This is a genomic window from Stenotrophomonas sp. G4, assembly GCF_003428825.1.
Taxonomy (GTDB): Bacteria; Pseudomonadota; Gammaproteobacteria; order Xanthomonadales; family Xanthomonadaceae; genus Stenotrophomonas; species Stenotrophomonas indicatrix.
This window is the reverse complement of sequence record NZ_CP031741.1, coordinates 2,550,800-2,562,363: the sequence shown is the minus strand read 5'-3', so window position 1 is coordinate 2,562,363 and position 11,564 is coordinate 2,550,800. Positions and strand designations below refer to the sequence as shown.

Sequence of the window (11,564 nt, the reverse complement as noted above, 5' to 3'; positions counted from 1 at the left end):
TCAGCGTCCGGATCGGGAGGATCCTGCGGACTTGGCGACGTCGGTTTCGAAGAATTGCGGAATGTCGTACTGGAAGCTCTTCAGGTAACGCGCGTAGCTGGATGTGGCCTGGTCGCCGAGGATCGGCAGGCGAACACCGGCCACCTCGCCGGACGCTTGCAGGCGGAACAGGCTGCGGGTGGTGTCACCGATCTGCGAGGTGTTGGGCTGTAACTGCGTGCCGCCGAAATCAGGCCTGGTTTCAGGGGCTGCGGGGGCTGCGGGGGCTGCGATGGGCGCTGCGGCTGGTGGCGGCGATACGTCCACGGTAGCCAACGGCCCGCTGTGCAGGGGAGCGGCTGCCGGCGCGGGCGCGGCACCACCCAGCATCTGCCCGGTCAACGGTTGCTGCGGCGTCTGCGCCTGCACAACCGCAGCGAAAGACAAGCCGGCAAGCACCGGCAGCAGGCAGCGGATCAGCGGCGTCGAGGTCATGGCGTGTTCCCGGTGGGATGGTCGGTGGAGCCGAAGCGTTCCAGCATCGAGGGCGGCAGTCGTGGTGGGTCGCGTTGGTCGCGGCCATCGCGGCGCGGTTCGGCGGCCAAGCGTGGGCCTGCGTTGGCGGGGGTGGCAGCTACCGAAGCAACTGGCCGTGCCGCTGCCGCCGCTGCAGCAGTGGCAGCGGCCTGGCGTTGCTGCAGCCGCGCGCGGATCTGCTGCGCCTGCTGTTCCACGCTGCGGCGGGTCTCCTCGCTGAAGCTGGCCTGCTGGGCCAGCCGTTCGACGGTGGCAGTGTCGCCACGCAACAGCGCCCACAGGGCAAGATTGGCGGTGGCCTTGGCATTGCCCGGCGACAGTTCCAGCGCCTTGGCCAGTGGCTCTCGTGCCTGTTCGAAGCGGCCGGCACGAAGCCGTGCATAGCCCAGGTCGCCGAGGTAATCGGTGTTCAGCGGGCTCAGCTGGGTGGCACGTGCCAGCGCCTGTTCGCCGCCCTGGTCGTCGTCGCGGAGGGCAGCGATCAGGCCCATGCCGTGTGCGGCGGCCGCGGCCTGCGGGCCATTGCCGAGTTCGCGGTACAGCGCCAGCGCCGCATCGATCTGGCCGGTATGGCGCAGTGCGTCGGCCTGCAGCAGGCGCAGTGCCGGGGTATCGCCGTAGCGTTGGCGGAACGCATCCACGTGCGCCAGCGACGCGTACCAGGCGCCCTGCTGCTGCATCCGCTGGATCAGTTCCAGGTAGGCGTTGCGGCTGTCCTGCGGGGCCGGCGTCGGCTCGGCCAGGCTCGGCGCACGCAGGTACTTCGGCGTGGTGGAGCTGCAGCCGGCAGCGGCGGCAACCAGGGCAAGCAACAGGCAGGCAGGGCGCAGGACAGGCATGAAGGTCATCCCATTTTCGACAAGGTAGTGGCCAGCGCGACCAGCGCCGGTCCGGCCAGCACCAGCATCAGTGCCGGCAGCAGGGTCAGCATCATCACCACGGTCATCTTCACCGAGAGCTTGCCGACCTTTTCCTTCAGCGCGTTGCGGCGCTGCTCGCGCAGGCGGACGCTGAACTGGCGCAGCGGTTCCTGCACGGCACCGCCGTGGGCGTGCACCTGCAGGATCAACTGCACAAGGCTGGACAGATCGTCATCTCCGTACACATCGCTCAGCCGCCGCAGCGACTGCGCGCGCGTGCGCCCATGGGTGTAGGACACATTCGCTTCCTGGATTTCCCCACCCAGCACCGGCAGTGCGTCGCGCAGCTTGTCGCCCAGTGTCTGCAGGCTCTGATCCATGCTGTAGCCCACGCCCTGCAGCAGGCGCAGCAGGTCGATCAGCAGCGGCAGCTCATTGTTCACCGCGCGTCGCCGCCGCTTGACCCACGCACTGAGCGCGAACTTCGGCAGCAGCAGGCCAGCAGCCAGCGCGCCGATCACCACCATGATCCTCGACAACCCCGTGACGTCACTCAGCGTCAGCGCCATACCCAGTACCAGCACCGCCAGCAGCAGCCGCAGGCCGAGGTAGATGGAGGTGCCGCGGCGGGTGTTCCAGCCGGCCAGGTCCAGCAGCAGGCGATCCTCACCGGCCAGCAGCGCCGCTTCCAGGCGTCCGCCACTCAGTCCGCGGCCGAACTGCTCCAGCCAGCCGAGTGAGTCCTTGCGTGCGTCGGCCGCTGTGTCTTCGCTTTCGCGCGGACGTAGCGCTGTTTTCAACGTGGCCTCGCTGCGATCCTCGCGATGGCTGCGCACCCAGCTGCCAAGTCCCAGCAGGGCCACGCCGGCGGCCAACACCAGCAGGGCAGCCACGAACCAGATGCTGGCGCTCATTGGATGCCTCCTGCGTGGACGGGGATGTTCATAGTGATTTGGCCAGGCGGTACAGCAGGAAGGCGCCGGTCAACTCCAGCGCCAGCGCGATCAGCAGGATCTTGTGGCCCAGTGGGTCGTGCAGCACCGGCTGGAAGAATTCGGGGCTGGAGATCGCCATCAGCACGGCGCTGGCCGGTGGCAGAAGGCCCAGTACCCACGCCGACATGCGGGTTTCAGAAGTGGTTGCGGCCAGTTCCTGCTGCGCCTGTTCCAGGTCACGCATGAAGTCGCCCATGCGCTGCAGGATCTGGTCGGCACGGCCACCGATGCGCACGCTCACGCCCATCACCACCGCCAGCACCTTCAGCACCTCCATGCGGTAGGGCTGTGCGGCCAGGTTGAGCGCACGGTCAAGGTCCATGCCGCCACGTGCATAGCGCACCGTGGTGTCGAGCAGGCCGCGCAGCGGCGCGTTGGTCTGCGTCGACGCGACCTGGAAGGCGGCCTGCAGGCTGTTGCCGAGCGCGGTAAGGCGCACCAGGTTGTCGAGGAAGTCCGGCAGCTGGTGCAGCAGCTGCGCCTGCAGCTTGGCGATACGGCGCATAAGCCACAGCCAGCAGCCCAGCACGTACAGCAGCAGGGTCAACGGGAACATCCAGAAGGTGCCCAGGCGCAACACCGCGAACGCGGACAGGGCGATTCCCGGCATCAGCATCAGCAGCGGCAGCTTCCAGCCCGGTGCCAGGCCGGCACGCTGCAGCAGCCCGTTCCAGGGCAGGGTGCGGCGATCTGGCGCAGGCAGCGGCGCCTGCCGTGCCGTATCGGCCGGCGTGGCGGCAGCGCCGGTGCCGCGTGCCAGCTGCTGCTCGGCATGCTGCAGCGAAGCTTGGCGCTGTTCTCGGCTGCCGGCCGTCCCCCACAGCCACACCGCCAGCGCCAGCAGCACCGACACGATGCTCAGCACACCCAGCAGCAGGCCGGTACCCATGCTCAGAAGTCTCCGTACAGGGATTCGCGCAGCAACTGCCGGAACGGCTCCAGCTTGTGCGAATGTGGCTGGAAGCCGAGGCCGATCCAACGGTCGATTTCCTTGCCGCTGCCATCGATCTGCACTTCGTGGCGGAACATCTCCTGGGTGGTGATCAGGTTGTCGCTGACGCCGGTGATTTCAGTGATGGACACCAGCACCCGGCGGCCGCTGCCCAGGCGCGAGATCTGCACGATGAAGTCGATGGCACTGGCGATCTGCCGGCGCAGGCTGTCTTCGCTGCCCTGGAAGCCGGCGAAGCCGGCCAGCATCTCGATGCGGTACAGGCAGTCGCGCGGCGAATTGGCGTGGATGGTGGCCATCGATCCGTCATGTCCGGTGTTCATCGCCTGCAGCATCTCCAGCACCTCGGCGCCACGCACTTCGCCGACCACGATGCGGTCCGGGCGCATGCGCAGGCTGTTGCGCACCAGGTCGCGGATGCTGACCGCGCCCTGGCCTTCGGCGCCACCGATGCGGCTCTCCAGGCGCACCACATGCGGGTGGTTGAGCGAGAGCTCGGCGGTGTCTTCCACGGTGATGACGCGTTCGTTGGCCGGCACGTAGCTGGCCAGCGCATTGAGCAGCGAGGTCTTGCCCGAGCTGGTGCCACCTGACACCAGGATGTTGCAGCGGCCCAGCACCATCGCCTTCAGCAGCGCCTGCATCGGCGCATCGAAGGTGCCCTTGGCCAGCAGTTCGTCGGGCGTGAACGGATCCTTGCGGAACTTGCGGATGGACACCATCGGCCCGTCCACCGCCAGTGGCGAGATGATCGCGTTGAGGCGGCCACCATTGGGCAGGCGTGCATCGACCATCGGATTGGAATCATCCAGGCGGCGGCCGAGCGGGGCGATGATGCGGCGCAGGATGCGCAGCAGGTGGGTGTCATCAGTGAAGCGCTGAGGTGCGCGTTTGAGCTGCCCGCCCTGGGAGACATGCACATCCTTGAAGCCATTGATCAGGATGTCTTCGATGGTGGGGTCATGCAGCAGGTCATCGAGCGGGCCGAACCCGGTCAGCTCCTTGACCAGGCCTTCGGCCACAACCTGCATTTCTTCTTCGTTGATGGGGATGCGCCATTCCTGGATAAAACTGACCGTCTGCACTTCCACCCAGCGGGCGATGGTGTCGGGGGCCCAGGAATCGATGTCGATGCGCTCGTCTTCGATGCTGTTGAGCAGATGCTCGTGCGCGGCCGACAGCACCTTCTGGTACTGCTCGGTCTGTGCGAACGGCAGGCTGCCCGGTGCATGCTCCGGCACCGTGCTGCGGGCGACAACGTGCGGGAACGGGGTCACTTTGTCTTCCATTGCGATCCACCCAGGGCAAGGGCAAGTCTTTCCCGCAGGCCGTGCGCCTGGACCGGGCAGGCAGCCGGATCCAGGCGTTGCACCAGCGGGGCGAGGGCACGCAGGTACGGGTCGCGCGGCGCATCCTGCAGCAGCAGATGGCCATGGCTGGCGGAGGCGCGTACCCGCGACCGCTCGGGCAGGGTGGCCAGCAGCGGCAGCTCGAAGCGGCGCGCGATCTGTTCGGGGCTCATGCCACTGTTGTCGTCGTGGCGGTTGATCACCAGCTGCAGTCGCTTCTCGCGGTCGCGCTGGCCGGAAAGGTGCTTCAGGGCGTGGTCCAGCGACACCAGGGTGGCGATCGATGCGTCGGCCACCAGCCAGATTTCATCAGCCTGGTCCAGCAGCAGCGGCGGCAGCTGCCGCAGCGGGCAGCCACCGGCATCGCACAGTACGCTGGAAAACACGCCGCGCAGTCGTTGCAGCAGCGCACCAGGATCGGACGGCGGCAGGGCGTCGCTGCCGCTGGCACGGTCGAGCAGGACCAGCCCGCTGGTGTGCCGGGCCATCGCCGTGCGGGCCAGGGTGGCATCGATGCGGCTGGCATTGCGCAGCGCGTCTTCGTAGTGGAAGCGGCTGTCCAGGTTGAGGTACAGGGCGAGGTCGCCGGCCGGCTGCGCCAGCTCCATCAGCAGCCCATCGCGCACAGCCGCATCGCCTTGGGCCAGGGCATGGGTCTGTTGTGCGAGCACCGACAGATGCGCGGCCATCGTGCTGGTGCCCACGCCAGCGCGCACGCCCAGCAGCACGATCAGGCGCGCCTTGTGCGCCTGCTGTGCGCTTGCGGCCGGGCGCGGTGAGAGGGCGCGACGCAGGGCGGCTTCGATGCCGGTGTTGTCACTGTCCAGGTCCAGGACATCGCGCAGGCCGGCGCGCAGCGCCATCACTACGCCTTCCACCTGGCCGGCGCTGGTGGCGCCCACCGCCACCAGGGTCAATTCGGGTTGGGTCTGCTGCAGCTGCAGGGCCAGTACTGTCGATGCCGAAGCATGCTCTGGACGGAAGTCGAGCAGGACCAGGTTCTGCGGGCCACGCTGCAGGTCCTGCGCTGAGGTCGGTTCGCCACTGTCCTGCCAGTGCAGTGCCGTGCCCGGTGGCAGCTTGGCGGCCAGGCGCGGCAGCAGTTCGCGGTCGATCCCGTACAGGACCAGGTTCATCGGTGGTCCTTGCGGGTGCAGTGGCTGGGCAGTGGCGTAGGGCATTGGCGTGGTACCGGAGACGTCATGTGGGTCAGCGCGAGAAACCGGGCACCGGGTCGCGGCTGATCGGGCCAAGCAGCCACGCGCCCCATTCGGGCAGGTTCGGCTTGGCTTCACGATCGCCGGGCAGCGGCAGTTCGGTGTTGCGGGCAATCGGCTGTACCAACCGCGGGGTGACGATGATCACCAGTTCCTTGTCCTGGCGCTTGTAGTCGAAGTTGCGGAAGAACGTACCGATGATCGGCAGGTCGCCGAGCAACGGAATCTTGTTGACCGTCGAGGCCACGGTGGAACTGACCAGGCCGCCGATGACGAAACTCTCACCATCGCCAAGCTCGACGGTGGTGTCGGCGCGGCGGGTGGTGATCGAAGGGATCTGCACGCCGTTGAGCGCGACTGAATTGGTGTAGTCCAGATCGCTGGCTTCCGGGGCAACCTTCAACGCAATGCGGTTCGGAGAGAGCACGGTGGGGGTAACGGTGAGGCCGATGCCGAAGGGCTTGTAGGTGACGGTGGTCGTGCCAAGCCCCTGCGGTTCCAGGATCGGCAGTTCGCCACCGGCCAGGAAGCTGGCACTCTGCCCCGACAGCGCAACGAGGGTGGGCTCGGCCAGCACGCGCGCCATGCCGTTGGCCTGCAGCAGGTCGACATCGGCGTTCCACAGGCCCTTGGTCGAACCGAACACCAGCCTGAACGCCGAGGAGATCGGTGACTCGCTTTCGTTGCTCGACTCGCCTTCCTTCATGCCGGGCAGAATGCCGGTGTTGCCTGGCAGCTGCCCGCCCGGCCGCGCGAATCCATAGGCGAAACCACCGTTTCGGTTCTGGAAGCTGATGCCGATCTGCTTCAGCGCGGTCTTGTTGAACTCGACCACCTTGACCTCGACCTGCACCACGCCACCGCTGCTGATGGTGGAGGCATCGGCCAGGCTGCCGTCCTTGCCGAGCGCCATCACCGCGGTCTTCTGCGCCTGCATGTGCGCCAGCACGCTGTCGCTGCTTCCCTGCAGCAGCCCCTGATGGTCCTGCTGGGTGAACACCAGTCCGCTGGAGCCGGCATCGGCGGCGCCCTGCACGGCACTCTGCACCCGTACCTGCACGCGTTGCGGCTCGCTCAGCTTGCGATGCCACAGCAGCAGGGTGGTGGTGCCGGGGGCCTTGCCTACCAGCAGCGCCTGGCGCGCGCCGCGCAGCATCACGATGTCAGCTACGCCGGGGTCGGCGATGGCAACCCGTTCCAGGTCGGCCGGCAGCGTCCATGGCCGCTGTTCGCGGGTCTGCAGCAGCAGATCGTCGGCAGCCACGCTCGCACCCGGTGCCAGCAGCACCAGCAGCAGGGCCAGCCAGCGCTGGCGGACAGTGGGGCGTAGGCAGTAGCGACGTTCAGTCATGTGCGCTCTCGGCAAGGGTCAAAGGGAGCCACGGGGGGCAGCAGTGTCGCCGCGGATGATTTCGATGCCCGCCGGTCGCGGCGTCGCGCGACGCTGCACCGGTGCACGCGCCGGCGTTTCGTGGACGCTGCGCTGCACGCTGCTGCCGCGGCCAGCCAGCGCATCGCCATCCAGGCCGGCGTAGGCGTTGTTCTCCGGTCGCTGCAGGGCCTGCTGCTGCTCGTTGTCCAGGCCGCGCACCGGGTCCAGCACGCCGCGCGCCTGTGGGAACAGCGCCACATCCGGCAGGCCGGTATCGGCGGGATTGCGCAGGGCGAGGAACAGCTTGCCCTGCTGTGCGCCGAGCAGCAGGCGGTTGGCGTCGGCCACCGGCACCGCCAGCACCGCGGTGCGCGCCGGCTGCGTGGCATCGCTACCGTTTGCGTTGCTGGGGGCGCTGCTGGAACCGCTGGTGATATCGGCTGCACGTGAGTCGTTGCCTGCCGTGGCCGGGGCCTGGCCCTGGCTGCTCGTCGGGGCTGCCGCGATGTCCTGCTGTCCGTAGCTGAGCACGCGCAGGCGTGACAGCAGCAACCGCGTCTGTGCGATGTCCTGCTGGCCGTTGTAGCTGGTAGCGGCGCTGCGCAGGTTGAGGAAGACGTCGACGAAATCACCGGGCAGGATGCGGTTGCCTGCCGCGACCAGCTCATCGACCGGCACCGCCAATGCCCGTTCACCCGGCCGCAGCTGCAGCGAGAAGCCCTGTGCCAGCAGGCTGGCAGCAATCGCGCTGCCTTCGCTGATGTCCTGCACCGGCACCTTGCCGACCGCCGCTGCCAGGTCGGCAACGGCCCCCGGCACTTCTGCGGTGCGTTGTGTCAGCCGCACGCCATTGGCGCTGATCGGCTCGCCGGCGGGTAGCCGCGCGGTGGCTTCAACGACACTGAAGGTCTGCGCATCGGCCTTCACGATCGTGCTCGGGTTGTCCGCCGAGGCCGCAGGCTTTCGCCCGATCACGAAGGCGACCACGGCCAGCAGCACGGCGAGCGCGATCAGTGCGATGGCGGCGATGCGGGTCAACTTGAGCATGAAAATCGTCTCCTGTACCGATCGTCAGTTGCTGCCGAGGTCCAGCTGGGCGACCGCGACGCTGCGGATGGGGGCCTGCATCACCCAGCCATAGAGCGTAGCGGTGCCGGGCAGGAAGGGATGGGACGCATAGTCGTAGCTCACCGTCACGGTCATGCATTGCACCGTCGCCAGGCCGGCGCAGGGCGCCTGCGGTGAGACCACGATGGCGCCGGTGCCGCCGCCGCTGCAGTCCGGGTTCTGCCCGGAAAACTGCAACAGCCATTGCATGGAGCGGCGGGCCGCCAGGCAGGCGGCGGTGCGCCGCTCGCCGGCGTTGCCAAAGCGCAGCGAAGCACGCGCGCCCTCGGCCGACGCCGTCGCCAGCGTCTGCTGCGCGGCCATGATCAGCACGCCGGAAAAGGTGAGCAGCAGCAGCGGTACCAAGCCGAGCAGCAGCATCAACGCGAATTCGATGCTGGCCACGCCGCGTTGGCGTTGGCGCGCGAACGCTTTCATGCGACGCCTCCATAGGTGGTTGCCAACACCCAGCCGATCGCCGCGAAGGCCAGGTAGGCTGCGTAGGGAATGCCCTGTCGCCCCTCGCGCGCGGCATGCAGTTCGCGCAGGGCAGCGTGGCCATTCAAGTGCGTGCTGGCGCGGTTTACCTGCATCTGCAGGCGCAGCGGCAGGTGACCGGCCAACTGCCGACCGGCCAGCACCAGCACGGCGTGGGCGCCTGCGGCCAGGCTGGCCAGCACCCAGACCGGCAGCAATGCCTTCCAGCCCAGCAGCAGGCCGAGCACGGCGAAGAACTTCACATCGCCGGCGCCCATCCAGCGCACCGCATAGAACGGCAGCAATGCCAGCAGGCCAACGACTGCGCCCAGCAGGTGTGGCGCCCAGGCCGTGCGCGTGGCATTGAACTGGCCGGCGATGATCAGGGGCACGGCGATCGCGCACGCGGCCAGCAGCCAGGTGTTGGGCACGCGGCGGGCATACAGATCGCTGATCGCAATCCGCAGGCACACTCCCATGGCCAGCAATCCCAGCAGTGTCATCGCACACCCTCGTTGTCCGTCACTGGACAGTTGCAGAACCCCTCATCAGCCACCGCGGCCGCCATCGAAGCGACCGCAGGTGCTGCACCCTGGGCGCTGCCTAGGTGGTGGTGGCGTCGGTGGCAATGGCCTGCAGGCGGGTGAACAACGTGGTGAAGAACGCGGTGATCTGGGTTCTGCCCACCACGATCAGGATGCCGGCGATCACGGCGGCCAGCAGCCCGTATTCGAGCGCGGTCACGCCATCTTCTTCTTTCAGGAACTTGCGGATCGATGCGTTCATGACGGTTGTCTCCCTGTACCTGTCAGTTGCTGCAGTAAACCTGCATGGCCGGTGGCCCGGCTCCGCCGGGACCGTCCGTAGGCCCCCGCCATCCTGGCGGAGGAGGCACGGCGGGCAATCCCGCTGCGCTCAAGCAGGGTGATCATTCCCGGGCAGGGCAGAGGCCGCGCAACCACGACCACTTGGCGCCATGCCGGTGGCCGAAACGGTATCCCGTACGTGCATGCTCATGCTGTCCCCCTGGGGTGTGGCCGCCACCTGCGCGCCCGATCACCGCGTATCCCGACTTTGCCTGAATGGCGGTTCCCTGCAACCGGAACCTATATGCAAATTCGGCAGATTCGATCAATTCCTGAATATTCCAATGCTGATCTGTGACCAAAATCCGTTCCTGCACAAAACGATTCATGGTCGTGCAGATAATGTGAGATCGTTCTGCGCGCATGCGAAAACCGTGCCATTCATGCGAACACTTTCTTCACGCGGTTGATAATTCGACAGCGTCGAAACGTCCTGTTTACGACTGAAGATTATCGGGCATACTCGCATTCAAGGTTTTGCAATTCAGGGGTGGGCGCGTGCTTTGCAGCGGCCATCACGGCAATGGACGATGCTCTTGGAAGCGGCGTGCGCCTTGTCAGGCAGTGGGGGCGGGGTCGTGTGGCAGACCAAACGGGGGACGACACTGTCATGGTCGATGGTGGGGTGGAAGACAGCGACGACGGCGATCTCAGGTCGATCGACCTGGCCACGCTGAGCGGCGTGCTCCGCGTGTGCGACGTGGAACTGTTGTTGTTGGATGGCAATGGTCCGCGCGCGGCATTCGCTTCGCGCGTTCACGAGGAAGCCCTGTTCTGCAGCATCAGCTGTGGTTTCCATTGCCGCGGCCGATTCATGCTGCCGCCCGACTGGGCAATGCTCGGCTATCTGCACACCACCGATGATGCATTGAGCTGGTGCCATGGCGTGCCGCTGACGCCGGGCATGGCCTTGACCGTGATGCCTGAAGGCATCAGTGAATTCACCCTCAGCCCTGGTACCCAGATGACGTTGATGCTGGTGCCGGTTGCGCGCGTGCAGCGCAAGTTGATCGAGCTGAGCCTGCGCAGCACGCCCCCGGCGGGGCAGGCGCTTTCACTGTTCAACCTTGGCGATGGTGCGGTGCCGCTGGTACGCCACTACCGGCAACTCCACGCGCAGCTGGGGCAGGGGGGTGGGTTGCAGCCGGAAGAGACCGAGCGCCTGCTGCACGAGCATGTCCAGGCGCTGCTCGGCGCCGGCCCCGCTGACCGGCCCGGCTGCAGCCGCGCCCGCCGCACGCATTACCTGATCGCGCAGCGGGCGGAGAACTTCATGCGCCTCAATCTGCGCCGCAACATCTACATGACTGAAATCTGCGACGCCGCCGGCGTCAGCGAGCGTGGCCTGCGCTATGCGTTCGAGGATCTGTTCGGCACCTCGCCCAATCGTTATCTGTCGATGCTGCGGCTGTGCGCGGCCTGCCGCAGCCTGTCGATGGCCGATTCCAACCGGCGCTCGGTCAAGGCCATCGCCCTCAGTTGCGGGCTGTGGGATCTTTCCCGCTTTGCCGACAACTACCGGAAAGTGTTCGGCGAACTGCCGCGTGACACGTTGATGCGCGCACCGGCACAGCTCGGCCAGCCAGCCTGAGGGGTATCGGCCGGGCTGCCGCCCGGCACCCGCCGAAGCCAAAGCCAAAGCCAAAGCCAAAGCCGGCTCTGGGTTTTCTGTGGGTTGGCGGGGCGGTGTGGGCTTGCAGGACACGCCGTAAACCCGTCCATGGGGGCTCGATGGCGCCATCCATGGCGCCAACGGTCCTGCAAGCCCACACCGCCCCACCCCTGACAGTTTCCCGAGGGCGGTGGGATTGGGCGTCATGCATTCACCCTGAGCGTAGTGAAACTTCGATTTT

Annotated in this window: 13 protein-coding genes; 1 reads left to right on the top strand and 12 read right to left on the bottom strand. The window is 67.1% G+C overall.

Translation table 11 applies throughout. The annotated features are described in order from the left end of the window. The 12 genes from D0Y85_RS11915 to D0Y85_RS20570 form a co-directional block, all read right to left on the bottom strand. On the bottom strand, nt 1-474 hold the full coding sequence (locus D0Y85_RS11915) for a DUF3613 domain-containing protein (RefSeq protein WP_117310611.1): 474 nt from the start codon (nt 472-474) through the stop codon (nt 1-3). Next, nucleotides 471-1,355, bottom strand: a complete 885-nt coding sequence (locus tag D0Y85_RS11910) for a Flp pilus assembly protein TadD (RefSeq protein WP_117311922.1) — start codon at nt 1,353-1,355, stop codon at nt 471-473. Before D0Y85_RS11910 ends, D0Y85_RS11915 begins: the two co-directional genes overlap by 4 nt. 5 nt (nt 1,356-1,360) lie before the next feature. Further along, nucleotides 1,361-2,290: a type II secretion system F family protein gene (locus tag D0Y85_RS11905; protein ID WP_117310610.1), complete on the bottom strand. Its 930-nt coding sequence runs from the start codon at nt 2,288-2,290 to the stop codon at nt 1,361-1,363. 28 nt (nt 2,291-2,318) lie between these two features. After that, nucleotides 2,319-3,260, bottom strand: coding sequence for a type II secretion system F family protein (locus tag D0Y85_RS11900; RefSeq protein ID WP_117310609.1), 942 nt, complete (start codon nt 3,258-3,260; stop codon nt 2,319-2,321). A gap of 2 nt (nt 3,261-3,262) precedes the next feature. After that, nucleotides 3,263-4,612, bottom strand: coding sequence for a CpaF family protein (locus D0Y85_RS11895; protein WP_025878541.1), 1,350 nt, complete (start codon nt 4,610-4,612; stop codon nt 3,263-3,265). Next, nucleotides 4,597-5,853, bottom strand: coding sequence for a fimbrial protein (locus tag D0Y85_RS11890; protein ID WP_117310608.1), 1,257 nt, complete (start codon nt 5,851-5,853; stop codon nt 4,597-4,599). Before D0Y85_RS11890 ends, D0Y85_RS11895 begins: the two co-directional genes overlap by 16 nt. A 28-nt stretch (nt 5,854-5,881) precedes the next feature. Further along, nucleotides 5,882-7,240, bottom strand: a complete 1,359-nt coding sequence (locus D0Y85_RS11885; protein WP_117310607.1) for a type II and III secretion system protein family protein — start codon at nt 7,238-7,240, stop codon at nt 5,882-5,884. Between the two features lie 18 nt (nt 7,241-7,258). Beyond that, nucleotides 7,259-8,308, bottom strand: coding sequence for a Flp pilus assembly protein CpaB (gene cpaB, locus D0Y85_RS11880; protein ID WP_117310606.1), 1,050 nt, complete (start codon nt 8,306-8,308; stop codon nt 7,259-7,261). Between the two features lie 24 nt (nt 8,309-8,332). Next, nucleotides 8,333-8,806, bottom strand: a complete 474-nt coding sequence (locus D0Y85_RS11875) for a TadE/TadG family type IV pilus assembly protein (protein ID WP_025878545.1) — start codon at nt 8,804-8,806, stop codon at nt 8,333-8,335. Continuing rightward, on the bottom strand, nt 8,803-9,348 hold the full coding sequence (locus tag D0Y85_RS11870; RefSeq protein WP_032975294.1) for an A24 family peptidase: 546 nt from the start codon (nt 9,346-9,348) through the stop codon (nt 8,803-8,805). The genes D0Y85_RS11875 and D0Y85_RS11870 overlap by 4 nt, the downstream gene beginning before the upstream one ends. A 100-nt stretch (nt 9,349-9,448) precedes the next feature. Next, nucleotides 9,449-9,631: a Flp family type IVb pilin gene (locus tag D0Y85_RS11865; protein ID WP_025878547.1), complete on the bottom strand. Its 183-nt coding sequence runs from the start codon at nt 9,629-9,631 to the stop codon at nt 9,449-9,451. Between the two features lie 142 nt (nt 9,632-9,773). Further along, complete coding sequence (locus D0Y85_RS20570; RefSeq protein ID WP_162887659.1) at nt 9,774-10,040, bottom strand: hypothetical protein; 267 nt, start codon at nt 10,038-10,040, stop codon at nt 9,774-9,776. Nucleotides 10,041-10,321: 281 nt separating this feature from the next. Between D0Y85_RS20570 and D0Y85_RS11860 the strand changes: the two genes are divergently transcribed. Continuing rightward, the gene (locus D0Y85_RS11860; protein ID WP_117310605.1) at nt 10,322-11,302 is read left to right on the top strand and encodes a helix-turn-helix domain-containing protein; all 981 of its coding nucleotides are present in this window, start codon (nt 10,322-10,324) and stop codon (nt 11,300-11,302) included. Nucleotides 11,303-11,564: the final 262 nt, after the last annotated feature.

Excerpts from the sequence above, each read along its gene's own strand:
- D0Y85_RS11915 (WP_117310611.1), bottom strand. The coding sequence starts at position 474 with ATGACCTCGACGCCGCTGATCCGCTGCCTGCTGCCGGTGCTTGCCGGC.
- D0Y85_RS11910 (WP_117311922.1), bottom strand. The coding sequence starts at position 1,355 with ATGCCTGTCCTGCGCCCTGCCTGCCTGTTGCTTGCCCTGGTTGCCGCC.
- D0Y85_RS11905 (WP_117310610.1), bottom strand. The coding sequence starts at position 2,290 with ATGAGCGCCAGCATCTGGTTCGTGGCTGCCCTGCTGGTGTTGGCCGCC.
- D0Y85_RS11900 (WP_117310609.1), bottom strand. The coding sequence starts at position 3,260 with ATGGGTACCGGCCTGCTGCTGGGTGTGCTGAGCATCGTGTCGGTGCTG.
- D0Y85_RS11895 (WP_025878541.1), bottom strand. The coding sequence starts at position 4,612 with ATGGAAGACAAAGTGACCCCGTTCCCGCACGTTGTCGCCCGCAGCACG.
- D0Y85_RS11890 (WP_117310608.1), bottom strand. The coding sequence starts at position 5,853 with ATGCCCTACGCCACTGCCCAGCCACTGCACCCGCAAGGACCACCGATG.
- D0Y85_RS11885 (WP_117310607.1), bottom strand. The coding sequence starts at position 7,240 with ATGACTGAACGTCGCTACTGCCTACGCCCCACTGTCCGCCAGCGCTGG.
- cpaB (WP_117310606.1), bottom strand. The coding sequence starts at position 8,308 with ATGCTCAAGTTGACCCGCATCGCCGCCATCGCACTGATCGCGCTCGCC.
- D0Y85_RS11875 (WP_025878545.1), bottom strand. The coding sequence starts at position 8,806 with ATGAAAGCGTTCGCGCGCCAACGCCAACGCGGCGTGGCCAGCATCGAA.
- D0Y85_RS11870 (WP_032975294.1), bottom strand. The coding sequence starts at position 9,348 with ATGACACTGCTGGGATTGCTGGCCATGGGAGTGTGCCTGCGGATTGCG.
- D0Y85_RS11865 (WP_025878547.1), bottom strand. The coding sequence starts at position 9,631 with ATGAACGCATCGATCCGCAAGTTCCTGAAAGAAGAAGATGGCGTGACC.
- D0Y85_RS20570 (WP_162887659.1), bottom strand. The coding sequence starts at position 10,040 with ATGAATCGTTTTGTGCAGGAACGGATTTTGGTCACAGATCAGCATTGG.
- D0Y85_RS11860 (WP_117310605.1), top strand. The coding sequence starts at position 10,322 with ATGGTCGATGGTGGGGTGGAAGACAGCGACGACGGCGATCTCAGGTCG.